The organism is Bacteroides sp. AF20-13LB (assembly GCF_003603065.1).
Classification (GTDB): domain Bacteria; phylum Bacteroidota; class Bacteroidia; order Bacteroidales; family Bacteroidaceae; genus Bacteroides; species Bacteroides uniformis.
On sequence record NZ_QTMH01000004.1, the window covers coordinates 230499 to 245064 of the forward strand.

At 47.6% G+C, this 14566-nt stretch carries 11 protein-coding genes; 5 read left to right on the top strand and 6 right to left on the bottom strand.

Features of this window, described 5'->3' with window-relative positions:
* Positions 1–86 precede the first annotated feature (86 nt).
* Both DWX62_RS05990 and DWX62_RS05995 read left to right on the top strand, forming a co-directional pair.
* Positions 87–3425: a UvrD-helicase domain-containing protein gene (locus tag DWX62_RS05990; RefSeq protein ID WP_347812557.1), complete on the top strand. Its 3339-nt coding sequence runs from the start codon at positions 87–89 to the stop codon at positions 3423–3425.
* A 43-nt stretch (positions 3426–3468) separates the two neighbouring features.
* Entirely contained in the window at positions 3469–6360 is a 2892-nt protein-coding gene (locus tag DWX62_RS05995) for a PD-(D/E)XK nuclease family protein (protein ID WP_117588768.1), read from the top strand.
* Positions 6361–6480: 120 nt separating this feature from the next.
* On the opposite strand, the gene DWX62_RS06000 is transcribed toward DWX62_RS05995, so the two are convergent.
* The 5 genes from DWX62_RS06000 to DWX62_RS06020 all read right to left on the bottom strand — a co-directional run bounded on the left by DWX62_RS06000 (position 6481) and on the right by DWX62_RS06020 (position 10968).
* Complete coding sequence (locus DWX62_RS06000; protein ID WP_005836562.1) at positions 6481–7608, bottom strand: response regulator; 1128 nt, start codon at positions 7606–7608, stop codon at positions 6481–6483.
* Between the two features lie 41 nt (positions 7609–7649).
* Entirely contained in the window at positions 7650–8585 is a 936-nt protein-coding gene (locus tag DWX62_RS06005) for a UDP-glucuronic acid decarboxylase family protein (protein ID WP_005825375.1), read from the bottom strand.
* A 165-nt stretch (positions 8586–8750) separates the two neighbouring features.
* Entirely contained in the window at positions 8751–9284 is a 534-nt protein-coding gene (locus DWX62_RS06010) for a ParB/RepB/Spo0J family partition protein (protein WP_005825377.1), read from the bottom strand.
* Positions 9281–10570 (bottom strand): DUF3440 domain-containing protein, encoded by a 1290-nt coding sequence (locus DWX62_RS06015; RefSeq protein ID WP_008663311.1) that lies wholly within the window; start codon positions 10568–10570, stop codon positions 9281–9283. The genes DWX62_RS06010 and DWX62_RS06015 overlap by 4 nt, the downstream gene beginning before the upstream one ends.
* Positions 10571–10572: 2 nt before the next feature.
* Positions 10573–10968, bottom strand: coding sequence for a hypothetical protein (locus tag DWX62_RS06020; protein WP_005825381.1), 396 nt, complete (start codon positions 10966–10968; stop codon positions 10573–10575).
* 192 nt (positions 10969–11160) lie between these two features.
* On the opposite strand from DWX62_RS06020, the gene DWX62_RS06025 reads away from it, so the two are divergent.
* Complete coding sequence (locus DWX62_RS06025) at positions 11161–11712, top strand: chromate transporter (protein WP_005825383.1); 552 nt, start codon at positions 11161–11163, stop codon at positions 11710–11712.
* Positions 11709–12233 carry a chromate transporter gene (locus DWX62_RS06030; protein ID WP_005825387.1) on the top strand — a complete coding sequence of 175 codons (525 nt, stop codon included), beginning with the start codon at positions 11709–11711 and terminating at the stop codon, positions 12231–12233. The genes DWX62_RS06025 and DWX62_RS06030 overlap by 4 nt, the downstream gene beginning before the upstream one ends.
* Here DWX62_RS06030 and DWX62_RS06035 read toward each other — a convergent pair.
* Complete coding sequence (locus DWX62_RS06035; protein ID WP_005825389.1) at positions 12225–13442, bottom strand: sugar MFS transporter; 1218 nt, start codon at positions 13440–13442, stop codon at positions 12225–12227. The two genes, DWX62_RS06030 and DWX62_RS06035, sit on opposite strands and share 9 nt — an antisense overlap.
* Before the next feature lie 153 nt (positions 13443–13595).
* Here DWX62_RS06035 and DWX62_RS06040 point away from each other — a divergent pair, with 153 nt between their 5' ends.
* Positions 13596–14393, top strand: coding sequence for an AraC family ligand binding domain-containing protein (locus DWX62_RS06040; protein ID WP_243636247.1), 798 nt, complete (start codon positions 13596–13598; stop codon positions 14391–14393).
* Positions 14394–14566 lie beyond the last annotated feature (173 nt).

The following is a 14566-nucleotide window of genomic DNA, read 5'->3' on the forward strand; positions in this document are numbered from 1 at the left end:
CCTACACATAGCCCCTCAATAATGGATGCTTCCCACTTCTTTCTATAAGAGAAAGCAGGGAAGCATTTATTTTTCTCATTATTTTTGTGTACGTTTGCAGATACATACTCAATGCAGCAATTTACATGGAATTATTAGTATACAAAGCCTCTGCCGGCTCAGGCAAGACCTTTACGCTGGCTGTGGAATACATCAAGCATTTGATAATCAATCCACGCGCCTACCGGCAGATACTTGCCGTAACCTTCACCAACAAGGCTACGGCAGAGATGAAGGAGCGCATACTGACACAGCTTTACGGTATCTGGAAGGGAGCACCTTCTTCCGAAGCATACTTGGAGAGAATTAAAAATTATAAATTAAAAATTAAAGAAGAAGGCGGGGACGGATTGACGGACGGGGAGATTCGTCAACGGGCCGGCATGGCACTGCAATACATGCTGCATGACTACAGCCGTTTCCGCGTGGAAACCATCGACTCCTTTTTTCAATCTGTGATGCGCAACCTTGCCCGCGAACTGGAACTGAGTCCTAACCTGAACATAGAGCTGAACAACAGTGAAGTGCTGAGTGATGCCGTAGACAGCCTCATCGAGAAGCTTACCCCCACTTCTCCCGTGCTGGCATGGCTCCTGGACTACATCGACGAGCGCATCCGCGACGACAAACGCTGGAACGTATCGAATGAGGTGAAAAGTTTCGGACGAAACATCTTCGATGAAAGCTACATAGAACGCGGCGAAAAACTACGGCAATGCCTTCGTACTCCGAACACGTTGAAACTCTACCGGGATGTGCTGCGCGATATGGAAACCGAGGCTCTGGAACAGATGAAAAGTTTCTACGACCAGTTTGAAGGCGAACTGGAAGGGCATGCCCTCACTCCCGAAGACTTGAAAGGAGGTGCCCGAGGCATCGGCAGTTACTTCCGCAAACTGCGCGACGGCAGACTGTCTGACAAAGATGTGCTGAACGCCACCCTGCAAAACAGCCTGGCAGATGCAAAAAACTGGGCAACGAAAACATCCTCACGGAAGGACGACATCATCTGTCTGGCAAAAACCAGCCTGATACCTCTACTGCAGGAAGCCGAAAGAATGCGTCCGCAACGCAACCGCACCCTGAACAGTTGCCGTCTCTCGCTCCAGCATCTCAACAAACTACAACTCCTCAACCATATTGACGAAGAGGTACGTACACTGAACCGAGAACATAACCGCTTTCTACTTTCGGACACCAACGCCCTGCTGCACAAATTGGTGCGCGAGGGTGACTCTTCGTTCGTCTTCGAGAAAATCGGCGCCAACATACGCAACGTCATGATTGACGAATTCCAGGACACCAGCCGCATGCAATGGGACAACTTCCGTCTGCTGTTGCTCGAAGGACTTTCGCAAGGAGCCGACAGTCTGATTGTGGGAGATGTGAAGCAGTCCATCTACCGCTGGCGGAACGGGGACTGGGGAATACTGAACAGCTTGGGGAATAAAGAATTAAACTTAAACTCCTTCCCCGTCCGTGTGGAAACCCTAAAAACAAACCGGCGTAGCGAAACCAACATTATCCGTTTCAACAACCAGGTATTTACCGCTGCCATAGACTACCTCAATGCATTACACCTGAACGAACTGAAAGAGGATTGCCTACCCCTGAAACGCGCTTATGCCGACGTAGTGCAGGAATCGCCCAAGAGCACGGAGTACGGCTACGTAAAAGCCACCTTCCTTGAACCGGACGATGAACACAACTATACAGAGCAGACCCTTCTCGCTTTAGGAGAAGAGGTGCAACGGCTGCTGGAAGAGGGCGTAACACTGAATGATATCACCATCCTTGTCCGCAAGAACAAGAATATCCCGCCGATAGCCGACTATTTTGACAAAGAACTGCATCTTTCTGTCGTGTCCGACGAAGCTTTCCGTCTGGATGCCTCCCTTGCCATCTGCATGCTGATGGATGCCCTGCGCTGCCTATCGAATCCGGAGAACAAGATTGCGGAGGCTGCGCTGATGGAGAATTACAAATTACAAATGACAAATGACGAGCAGTCGGGATTCATCATAGCCACTCCCCTGCCCGAAACCTTTACCTCCCGACGGGAAACGCTGCGCTTGATGCCTTTGTATGAGTTACTGGAAGAACTGTTCAGCATCTTCGGCATGAGCCGCATTGAAAAGCAAGATGCCTACCTCTTCTCCTTCTTCGATGCTGTGACGGAGTATCTGCAAAGCAATTCTTCCGAACTGGCCAGCTTCATCCGCTACTGGGACGAAACCCTTTGCAGCAAAACCATCCCCAGCGGTGAGATGAACGGCATACGCATCCTCTCCATCCACAAGTCCAAAGGACTGGAATTCCATACCGTACTGATTCCCTTCTGCGACTGGAAGCTGGAGAACGAAACCAACAACCAGCTGGTGTGGTGCGCCCCACCGGAAGAGCCTTATAATGCCATCAGCTTAGTACCGGTGAACTATTCCACCACCATGGCGGAATCCATATACCGGCAGGACTATCTGCACGAACGTCTTCAGCTGTGGGTAGACAATTTGAATCTGCTGTACGTAGCCTTTACCCGTGCCGGCAAGAACCTCATCCTCTGGAGCCGAAAGGAACAGAAGGGAACCATGTCCGAACTCCTTGCCAACACCCTGCCCCACATAGCCAAAGACGGAGCAGGCAGTTGGGACGAAGAGGCTTCCATATACGAGAACGGCAAGATTTGCCCTTCCCCCGTCCCCGTCTCACAGCATGACGCAGACAACCCTGCTAACGACGAAGCTAAACCTCTATACTACGAACAGAAACCTCTATACTGCGAACGTAAACCTGAGGTTTACGAACAGCAACCAGTCAACAGACTTTCACAAAAGCCGGTCAAACTGCCCGTCCACATGGAGAGCATGCTCCACGACATCGAGTTCCGGCAATCCAACCGTTCGGCAGACTTCATAGCAGGAGTGGACGAAGCAGAGTCCAGCCAGCGCTTCATCAACCGGGGACGTTTGCTGCATACCCTATTCTCTGCCATCGAAACGGAAAAAGACATTGACAATGCCATCAGCCAGCTCGTCTTTGAAGGTGTGATTGGACGGAGTGAGACGGAAGAAGAAATACGCAACCTCACCCAACGCGCTTTCTCCCTGCCTCAAGTCAAGGACTGGTATTCAGGAACGTGGCAGCTATTCAATGAATGCGACATCATCTGGCAGGAAAACGGTGAACTGCGGACACGCCGCCCGGACCGCGTGATGATGCGTGGCGAAGAAATCGTAGTGGTGGACTTCAAGTTCGGAAAGCCGAACAAGAAGTACAACAAGCAGGTGCAGGGATACATGCAACTGCTGGTCCGCATGGGGTATGTCGCAGAAAATATACGAGGTTACTTGTGGTATGTAGAGGAGAACAACATAGAACCGGTATAACTCACTCCCCATCCACTATTAATTATCAATTATCAACTAAATCATGGAAACATTCCTCCAACTGGTCGCCCGCGACCTTTACGCCAAAATAGGAAACGACCTCTCGCGCACCGCCATCGTTTTCCCCAACAAACGTGCCAGTCTGTTCTTCAACGAATATCTGGCAGCTGAAACGGACCGCCCTTTGTGGTCGCCTGCCTACGTCAGCATCAGCGAACTGTTCCGGCAACTCTCTCCATTGAAGTCCGGTGACCCTATCCGTCTGGTATGCGAATTGTATAAGGTATTCCGCGAAGAGACCCGCAGCGAAGAAACTCTGGATGACTTCTACTTCTGGGGAGAACTGCTCATCAGCGATTTCGATGACGTAGACAAAAACCTTGTAGATGCCGACAAACTCTTCAGCAACCTGCAAGAACTGAAGAACATTATGGACAATTACGACTTCCTCGACCAAGAACAAGAAGAAGCCATCCGCCAGTTCTTCCAGAACTTTTCCATAGAAAAGCGCACGGAGCTGAAAGCCAAATTCATCTCCCTCTGGGATAAACTGGGCGACATCTACCGCCACTACCGCCGCAATCTTACAGAACTGGGCATCGCCTACGAAGGCATGATGTACCGCAATGTCATGGAGCAACTCGACACCGACCGACTGCGCTACGACCGCTATGTATTTGTCGGCTTCAACGTGCTGAATAGAGTAGAAACCCGTTTCTTCCAGCTCTTGCAGGATGCCGGGAAAGCAATGTTCTATTGGGATTACGACGTGTTCTACACCCGTCTTCCCCTTGAGCAAAAGCCGCCCTATACCCACGAAGCAGGCGAATTCATCCTCCGCAACCTAAAGCTGTTTCCCAACCAACTGCCCGAAACTTCTTTTGATGTACTGCGGAAACCCAAGAACGTACGCTTTATCTCCGCTTCTACCGAAAATGCACAAGCCCGCTACTTGCCGCAATGGATTAGGGGGAATGAAGAATTAAGAACCCCTTCTTCATTCAAAGACACTGCCGTTGTCCTTTGCAACGAATCCCTACTGCTTCCCGTCCTCCACTCCATTCCGGCAGAGGTAAAGAACGTCAACATCACAATGGGATTTCCCCTTGCCCAAACTCCGGTGTACAGTTTTATCAACGCCCTTGTAGAGCTACAGACTACCGGCTACCATGCAGGTACCGGACGATACATCTACGAAACCGTAATCACGCTGCTGAAACACCCTTACACCCGGCAACTTTCCCCCAATGCCGAAACACTGGAAAAACAGCTTACCCGGGACAACCGCTTCTATCCCCTTCCCTCGGAGCTGAAGCAGGACGCATTCCTTGAACAAGTCTTTACACCACAGAACGGCATCGCCGCCCTATGCAGCTACCTCACCGAACTGCTTCGCGAAGTGGCCGTCCTCTACCGCCAGGAAAAAGACGTGGAAGACATCTTCAACCAGCTGTACCGCGAGTCTCTGTTCAAAAGCTACACCCTCGTCAACCGCCTGCTCAGCCTGATAGAGACCGGCGAATTGAGTGGTGTGCGCACAGACACGCTGAAGCGACTGCTGAACCGCTTGCTTACCTCTGCCAACATTCCCTTCCACGGAGAACCCGCCATCGGCATGCAAGTAATGGGGGTGCTGGAAACGCGTAACCTCGATTTCCGTAACCTCATCATGCTCTCCCTCAACGAAGGGCAATTGCCCAAAGCCGGAGGCGACTCCTCCTTCATTCCCTACAACCTGAGGAAGGCCTTCGGCATGACCACCATAGAACACAAGAATGCCGTCTATGCCTACTACTTCTACCGCCTCATCCAACGGGCAGAAAACGTCACCTTATTATATAACACCTCTTCGGACGGACTGAACCGCGGGGAAATGTCCCGCTTCATGCTGCAATTCCTGGTAGAGTCGCCGCACAACATCTCCCTTGAGTACCTTGAAGCCGGACAATCTCCACAGCAAGCCCGGGAAATTGAGATTCACAAGACACCGGAGATGTTGCAACAGATGTTCGACGCCTACAACATCCACCAACGTCCCAAAGCGTTCTTCTCCCCCTCTGCCCTCAATGCCTATCTGGACTGCCGCCTGAAATTCTACTACCGATACGTAGCCGGCCTGAAAGCTCCCGATGAAGTAAGCGCCGAGATAGACTCCGCCCTCTTCGGCACCATCTTCCACCGTTCCGCCGAACTGGTGTACAACGAACTGACAGCCAACGGACGGGAGATACGTAAAGACGACCTGGAACAATTACTGAAAGACGATGTTCGCCTGCAAGCCTATGTGGACAATGCTTTCAAAGAAAAGTTCTTCCATGTGCCCCTTACGGAGCAACCGGAGTATAACGGTACGCAGCTCATCCATTCCAAAGTCATCGCCTCTTACCTGCGCCAGCTCCTGCGCAATGACCTGCAATACGCCCCGTTCCGTATGGAGGGCATGGAACAGGACGTCAGAGAAATGATGGAAATAGATACTCCGCAAGGAAAGCTTGCCTTACAGATAGGCGGTACCATCGACCGCCTGGACAGCAAAGGAGACACGCTACGTATCGTGGACTACAAGACAGGCGGTACTCCCAAGACTCCCGAAAATATAGAACAACTGTTTACTCCCGCCGACAACCGTCCCAACTATATTTTCCAGACGTTTCTGTACGCCGCCATCCTCTGCCGCAAGCAATCGCTGAAGGTAGCCCCTTCCCTGCTCTACATCCACCGGGCAGCTTCCGAAAGCTACTCCCCGGTCATCGAAATGGGAGCGCCACGACAACCCAAGGTACCGGTCAACAACTTCGCTTTCTTCGAAGACGAGTTTCGCGAACGGCTGCACGGACTCCTGCAGGAGATATTCAGCCAAGAAGAAACATTCAGCCAAACAGAGGATACCCGGAAATGTGAATATTGCGATTTCCGCAGTCTGTGTAAGAGATAAAAAACAGACCATCCGTTCATAAGAAACAGATGGTCTGTACGACCGTAACAGACGGTCTATTTGAGTCTGACGGATGGTCTGTTTTACTTCAACGGACCATCCGTTCTATTTTCTTCGTTATCACTTCTTCACCGGAATAGAGAAGCTGAATATGGAGCCTTCGCCTTCCTTGGAAGTAAACCACAGTTTACCGCCATTCTTCACGACAAAATCCTTGCATAGCAACAAGCCCAGTCCCGAGCCTTCTTCGTTGTTCGTGCCGAACGTGCTGAAATGCGTATCAGTATGCAACAACTTCTTCTGCCCCTCCTCGCTGATGCCACAGCCATAATCCTGGACGCTGACAACTGCCATACCATCTACTTCCTCCATCTTCACCAGTACCTCTGAGTTCTCCTTACTGAACTTAATGGCATTACTCAACAAGTTACGGACCACTGTCTTCAGCATGTCAATATCAGCGTTGACCATCATTTTTTCCGGTTTCATCTCGCGGATTCTTATCTTCTTCAGGCTTGCCACCATACTGAAAATCTCAATGACACCGTCTGTCACTTCGACGAGGTCCACATCCTGATAAACCACGTTCAACTTACCGATTTGACTCTTTGTCCATTTCAGCAGGTTATCCAGCAATGAAAACACATCCTCCGTAGTCTGATTAGCCATCGTCAGAAGCTCGTACATTTCGGCGCCAATTTTCTCAGATGGCAAGTTCAATATCAGCATATTCAGCACCATTTTGATGGATCCCATCGGAGAACGTAAGTCATGGGCAATCACCGAATAAAGCTTGTCACGCCCGGCAATAGTACGTTGCAGTTCTTCCGTCTTACTCAAAATCAACCGTTTGGCAGCTACCAAAGATATTTGGTGGGTAACACGGATAATCAATTCCTCCTTATTGAAAGGCTTAGAGATGAAGTCATTCGCGCCAACCTGAAACCCCTTCACAATATCTGCCGTACTATTCAGTGCGGTCAGAAAGATGATTGGAATATCAGCTGTATTCGGATTTGACTTTAAATGTTGAGCTACTTCAAAACCACTCATGTCCGGCATCATTACGTCAAGCAAAACCAAATCAGGATTTTCCTTTTCCACCTGTTCCAACGCTTGCCGCCCGTTACTTGCAGTAGCAATCGCGAATTTCTCATTTGTCAAAAGCACTTTCAACAATAAAACGTTTGACATCACATCGTCAACGATGAGAATCTTGTATTCGGAAGGATTTATTTCCATGTTCATCTTTCTATATTGTTTTTCCCGTTATCAAAATTACTATTTAGTTAGGAACGATATTCCTTAAAATACTCTATTATATACTGTAAACCCTCTTCCAGCTCTATAGTCGGTTCCCAGCCCAACTTTTCCTTTGCCAGAGTGATGTCCGGCTGACGCTGTTTGGGATCATCATGAGGCAGTGGCTTGAAAATCAGTTTCGACTTGGAATTCGTCAGCCTAATGACCTTTTCCGCCAGTTCCAATATGGAGAATTCATTCGGATTTCCCAAGTTTACCGGACCGATAAAATCGTCCTCCGTGTTCATCATCCGCACCATACCTTCTATACAGTCATCTACATATTGGAAACTTCGCGTCTGATTACCCGAACCGTATATTGTAATATCCTGGTTCTGCAATGCTTGAACCACGAAATTGGAAACCACCCGTCCGTCATTCGGCAACATCCGAGGACCGTACGTATTGAATATACGGATAATCTTGATCCGCACTCCATTCTGGCGGTGATAGTCCATAAACAATGTCTCGGCACAACGCTTCCCTTCATCATAACAAGAACGGAGGCCAATTGGATTTACATTTCCCCAATAACTTTCCACTTGGGGATGAATAACGGGGTCACCGTACACTTCGCTGGTAGAAGCCTGCAATATCTTGGCATTCGTCTTTTTGGCCAGTCCCAGCATATTGATGGCGCCCAATACAGAAGTCTTGATGGTTTTAATGGCATCATATTGGTAGTGGATGGGAGAAGCAGGACAAGCCAGATTATAGATTTCGTCCACATCTGCCTCATAAGGGGTTTCCACATCATGCAGTACAAATTCAAAGCGGGGATTGCTCTTCAGATGAGTGATATTTCCTTCCGAACCGGTGAAAAGATTATCCAGACAAATCACCTGATGCCCGTCGTTTATCAATCGGGTACAAAGATGAGAACCTATAAAACCAGCACCGCCACTAACCAAAATTTTCTTCATGTAATGTTTTTTATAGTGCCTTAAAGCACATAGGACCTATTCTGTTTGTTTTGATGCTGACAAATGTAGGCGATTTGACTAAATTATGCAAGTTTGCAACGAAATATTTCACTTGTTAATGAATATAAAGAGGCAGATTAAAAAATCCACCCCTGAAATATTCATTTATTTATCCGCCACATACTCTTCTTTCTTATCCGGAATGCTGAAGTTCTTGTTCGCAAACAAGTCTGCCAGACCCGAAATTTGCTTTAAACGCAACACTTCGTCGCGATCCATTCCGATATTCTTCATTATCCATTCATCAGACATACCGGCTCTGTCCAATTCCGCAACAATATGGCACATCAACTCGATATTATGCGTACCACGGGCACGATTATGACGGATAGTGGACGCCATACGGTTGGAAAGTTCCTTGTCAATCACGACCACGGGAAGCAACCCGTTTTCGCGCTGATAAATTCTTTTGGATGTCTTCAACACCTGATAACGGTGGTAACCGTCCACCAGGATGTAGTTATCCTCTTCCTCATCATAGTAACAGACACAAGGCATGGTGAAACCATCTTCCCAGATGGAAAGCTCCAGAAGCTTCATTTCGGGCGGTGCCACTACATTCGGATTGTAATCGTTTGCTTGTATTTTCTCTATTGGAATTGCCCTTACGTTATATACCGGACTTTTATCTACGCTCATAACATCATATTTTTGAATTGTTCCATTATCTTGTCTCTTTTGTATGCCTCTTCCTTGTTCAAGGCAAAACCCATGTACTTGCAGGCATGGTCATTCTTCAGGATGCATATGCACATCCGCTTATAAGTGGGAATTTCCCGGAATTCCGCGATGTCAATATCATCCAGATAATCCATGCGCACCGGCTTCTTGTTTGTCTTGTAATTCGTGGTATTTATCACTTCAATGGACACTCCTGCATCCCTCAGCTTCTGGATGGTCTCGTCAGCCAGACACCCCCCTTTTGTACGCCAGAATTCAATGCTGACGGTAAGCTTTTTCAAGTAGTTCCTCCGGGTCTCTTCCGGCAAGGTGGAAAGCAGGAACTGCATAAAGCCTTTCCACGTATACCCTTCGGGCAGTCGGACCGTCTGCCACCCCATAGCACGCGTCCCTCCGTAAATACCGGTAAAGTTCACCCCGTTGACCCGCCCTATCATTCTTCCCCAAGTATTCGGGTCGATGACACGATACAGCTTCAGGCTCTCTTGTGCCTCACAAAGAAAAGGGCTTGCCACACGCTGGCGTTCGATATTGACTCCGGCTTTATAATATAGGTCATACAAATGGTTATAGTCAAAGCCGAATTTGCCATTGGCCGTCCAGATATCCGTCGTCTTCCAATCATAAATGGGATAAGCATTGAAAATGTCATTGCCTATCTTCGAGGTCCAGCGGTAATTGTGGTACATCTGATACTTCCGGTTCAGATGGATGCTGCGCCAGCGGTTAAAACTCTCTTGCGTACGGATGCCTATGAGAAAGCAGGCACGCACTCCATCCTTCTTCTCATGCAGCCATTTGGCAAAGTGCATCTGGAACTCATAATCCCACATTTCGGGAGTGTAGAAAGGAAACGTCTCTTTAGTGAGGCAGCCTTTCGGCATCTTCCTTACCCAAATGTCCTCCAAATCCTCCTGCCACGGACGCCAGTAACTCTGGTACATCGACGTACAAGTCGTTACACGGAAAGGCACACAAACACGATACACCTCCAATATATCCTTATTCGCCTCCAATACCCGGTCCACATAATCAATGGTCATGCTGTACTGTATCTCATAGTCCATATGGAATACACACAGTTTACGGTTCAGCCGGTTCCGGCGGATATAGTCTATGCACAAATTCAGCAACACTCCACTATCTTTTCCTCCCGAAAAAGAGACGCATATCGTGTCAAATTCCCTAAAAATCACATCAAGACGTTCTTGCGCCAGTTCATACACATTTTTGGGTGTAGCCATAATTATCTGTTTTTCTTCATTTTCACATAACGGGTCCATACCTTGTCTTCCAAAAAGCCCAGCTCGCTGAAGACATCCCTATCTTCAACAAAGCTAACAGCCGTCAGACTACTCTCCTCGCCCTGCTTCTCAAGTACCTTTTCCAGAAGCAATTTTAGCGTGTCAACATTCCTTTCCTTAATATAATAGTTGTTGATGACACATTCATACTTCTTGTGCTCCACCGGCACAAAACCTACAACATGTTTATTATCCAGAGCAACAAACCACTCGTACTCTTCCGATGTCCGGAAAGGGTAATTGTAGTTCTGTTTCAGCACTTCCGGGCTCATAACCAAAGGGGCTACAAGCTCGTACAGCTTTTTATCCGTACCATGTAATTGCACTATCTGTATCATATCTACATTTATATTATTTGTAATTACGTGTTAAAGATAAAGCTTATTTACGACGGAATATTCTCCTTTTAAATAGATTTAAGAATATAGCCCTGTAATATAAAATATTAATAAATAAATATTATCCCCCTAATTTGTATATGTTGATTAATTTGGGTTTCTTTGCAAAAGAAAGTCACCCGAAGAGAAATAATGAAATATTTACTGCTTTTTATGACCTTTGCCAAGATAGGAATGTTCACTATCGGTGGCGGATACGCTATGATACCTCTCATTGAACGGGAAATCGTAAAAAAGAGATGGATGAGTAAAGAAGATTTCATGGAAATGTTTGCGTTGACCCAGTCACTTCCCGGTGTTTTTGCTGTCAATATATCCATATTCGTCGGCTACAAGCTGCATAAAGTAAAAGGTAGCCTGGTGTGTGCACTTGCCACAATCCTCCCCTCTTTTGTCATCATGATGCTGATAGCCATGTTCTTCGCTCATTTTCAGGACAACCAGGTGATGATACGCATCTTTAACGGTATCCGTCCGGCAGTAGTCGCACTGATTGTGATACCCTGCATTTCGGCTGCACGGGCACTGAAGCTGAAGTATTGGCAACTGGTGCTTCCAGCCATCGCCACCATACTCATCTGGCAATTCGGGCTATCCCCCGTATACATTGTCCTTGCAGGAATTGCAGGAGGAATGCTCTATACATTATGGTTAAAAGATAAACTGAGAAAATTACAGATATGATTTATTGGCAGCTGATATTGGTATATCTAAAAATCGGAATGTTCGGTTTCGGAGGCGGTTACGCCATGTTGTCCCTCATCCAATATGAGGTGGTGGACCACCATCACTGGCTCACCCTGCAACAATTCACGGACGTAGTGGCCATCTCGCAGATGACGCCTGGTCCGATAGGCATCAACAGTGCCACCTATGTGGGCTATGCAGTTACTCAAAGCGTGTGGGGAGCTGTCGTGACCACCATTGCAGTATGTCTTCCCTCGTTCATCCTGGTATTGCTCATCTCTTACTTCTTCGTGAAATGCAAGGACAACAAATACATCAAGGCGGCAATGTCGGGACTGCTGCCCATGTCCGTATCATTGATAGCTGCTGCTGCCCTATTGCTGATGAACAAGGAAAATTTCATAGATTACAAAAGCATACTTATCTTTGCAGCCGCTTTCGGCGTGACGTGGAAGTGGAACCTCCACCCTATCTTACTGATAATCCTTGCCGGAGTCGCAGGCTTCCTTCTATATTGAAGAAGCGGTAGAGACGGACACCATCTTGCGGGCATATGCCCACACCACGCAATAGGCAACCAGCGGTACGATGAACGCCCACACCATCGTCGTATGGTCTGCCACCAGTCCCATCAACAGCGGACCTACCACGCCTCCCACGGGAGACATCATCAGGAAAGAGGAAGCCCTCTTGGTATGGTTGCCCAGCCCGCGCAAGGAAAGTGCAAAAATCGTGGGAAACATAATAGCCTCAAATGCATATCCGCACAACAGAGCTGCAAGCGACACCATTCCTACATCCAGCAACACCAACAAGGTAGTCATCACAGTGCCCGTAGCACAAACCAGCAACATCTTCTCGGCACGCACACGTCCCATAATCCAGCTACCGGCAAAACGTCCTAACATAAATAATCCCAGTCCACCGAAAGAAAGCACTACGGAAGCTTCGCGGGCATTCATCCAATTCTGCTCCACCACGTAGTTGATGAAGAAGCTGTTGATGGAAATCTCGCCGACCTCATAGGCAAACAAGGCTATCAGCCCGAAAATGAAAAGCCGGTGTGACCACAATCCGACCTTATTACCAGCTTCGTCCACCTCCACACTATGTTCAATCTCGGGCAACTTGATTCTTGAAAAGACCAACGCTACCAGCAACACAATTACCCCCATGCAGATATAGGGCAATGCGACATTACCCGAGCCCGTCTGCCCATCCTTCGAGAAGAGCAGCAGTCCAGCCAGTACCGGTGCACAGATACATCCCAGACCGTTGAAGGATTGCGCGAAATTCAGCCGGCTGGCAGCAGTTTCCTTTGCGCCCAATTCTGTGGCATAAGGATTGGCGGCAGTTTCAAGAAACGTCAGTCCACAGCCTATCACGAACAATGCAAACAAGAAAAGATTAAAAGACAGATAATGCTGCCCGGGGATAAAGAGCAGCGAACCGACGCCGTAAAGCAACAGACCGAATACCACACCCCGGCGGTATCCGAAGCGACTGATGAAAAATCCTGCAGGAATGGCCATAATGAAGTATCCCATATACATCGTCATCTGTATAAAGGCCGAATGTGTCTTCGTGATATCCAGTATCTCTTGAAAGTGCTTGTTCAGTACATTCAGAATGGCATGGGCAAATCCCCACAAAAAGAAAAGAGAGGTAATCAAAATGAAGGGCACAAGGTATTGTCTGCCCACCAATGGTATTCGTTTCTGTTTCATAATATGATAATTCCAGACAATCGTTGCAAGGCGATTGATAATTGCGGGTGCAAAGATAAACAAAACTCCCGGTCTTTACCCAACATTTTCCTATTCGCTATTGTACGGAGCAGCTTTTTCTCTAACTTTACTGCCATCATACAATGTTAAGCCATGAAAAATGCCATCCCACGATACAATTTCTACAAAACTAAGTACGGAAGCGAACTTCTGATAGATGTCGTTGATTTGCAGTATACCCGGAAATTCTTGACCCAGGGAAAAGTACATATTCTGACCTACTATGACATCACCTTCATCACAGAAGGAGAAGGAGAATTCACTATCGGTAACCGGACACACTTGGCAGCTCCCGGTGATGTATTCTTCTCCAAACCAGGTGAGGTGCGCAGTTGGGACACAGACCGTATCGGCAACGGTCATGCTCTAATTTTTGAGGATACCTTTTTGACCTCTTTCTTCAAAGACCCACTATTCGTGCAGCACCTCCCGTTCTTCCGAATGGGAAAAATGGTAGACAAACTCCAACTGCCGAACGGGCTCTATGTACGAATACTCCAACTTCTGCACGACATAAAGGTCGAAATCGACTCTTTCCACCCACACGATACGGGCATATTACGCGCCTTACTTTACGAAGTCCTCATGCTACTCAACCGTGCCTACCGCACCTCTATCCCTCCGGAGACGGGTAAGGAGCCACATAAAGATATCAGCAGCTTCCACCTCAGCCGATTCTTCGAATTGGTTGGGGAGCACTTCCGGGAGCAGCATTCTGTACAATTCTATGCCGATAAACTATGCATCACTCCTGCTCATGTGAACGGTCAAATTTCTATCAAGCCCTGCATAATCAGCAACTATTTTAAGCCGCAAATTGTATTGTTGATTACTGATAATCGGAAGCACATAATCATATTTTTTCAATATTTCCATTGCAGGAGACAGTAATACGATAAAATAGTTTTCTTCTGTCTTTAAACGAATATCCAATATAACATACTTATTGCCGCGTTTTTGTACGTCACGTTTGAAATTGAATTTAGCAAGATCAGCATAGGATATTCCAGTATATGCCTGAAAAATAAAAAGGTCACGGACTCTACAGATCGTTTCCGAGTCTA

Coding starts and splice junctions, on each gene's coding strand:
- DWX62_RS05995 (WP_117588768.1), top strand. CDS start 3,469: ATGGAAACATTCCTCCAACTGGTCGCCCGCGACCTTTACGCCAAAATA.
- DWX62_RS06000 (WP_005836562.1), bottom strand. CDS start 7,608: ATGAACATGGAAATAAATCCTTCCGAATACAAGATTCTCATCGTTGAC.
- DWX62_RS06005 (WP_005825375.1), bottom strand. CDS start 8,585: ATGAAGAAAATTTTGGTTAGTGGCGGTGCTGGTTTTATAGGTTCTCAT.
- DWX62_RS06010 (WP_005825377.1), bottom strand. CDS start 9,284: ATGAGCGTAGATAAAAGTCCGGTATATAACGTAAGGGCAATTCCAATA.
- DWX62_RS06015 (WP_008663311.1), bottom strand. CDS start 10,570: ATGGCTACACCCAAAAATGTGTATGAACTGGCGCAAGAACGTCTTGAT.
- DWX62_RS06020 (WP_005825381.1), bottom strand. CDS start 10,968: ATGATACAGATAGTGCAATTACATGGTACGGATAAAAAGCTGTACGAG.
- DWX62_RS06025 (WP_005825383.1), top strand. CDS start 11,161: ATGAAATATTTACTGCTTTTTATGACCTTTGCCAAGATAGGAATGTTC.
- DWX62_RS06030 (WP_005825387.1), top strand. CDS start 11,709: ATGATTTATTGGCAGCTGATATTGGTATATCTAAAAATCGGAATGTTC.
- DWX62_RS06035 (WP_005825389.1), bottom strand. CDS start 13,442: ATGAAACAGAAACGAATACCATTGGTGGGCAGACAATACCTTGTGCCC.
- DWX62_RS06040 (WP_243636247.1), top strand. CDS start 13,596: ATGAAAAATGCCATCCCACGATACAATTTCTACAAAACTAAGTACGGA.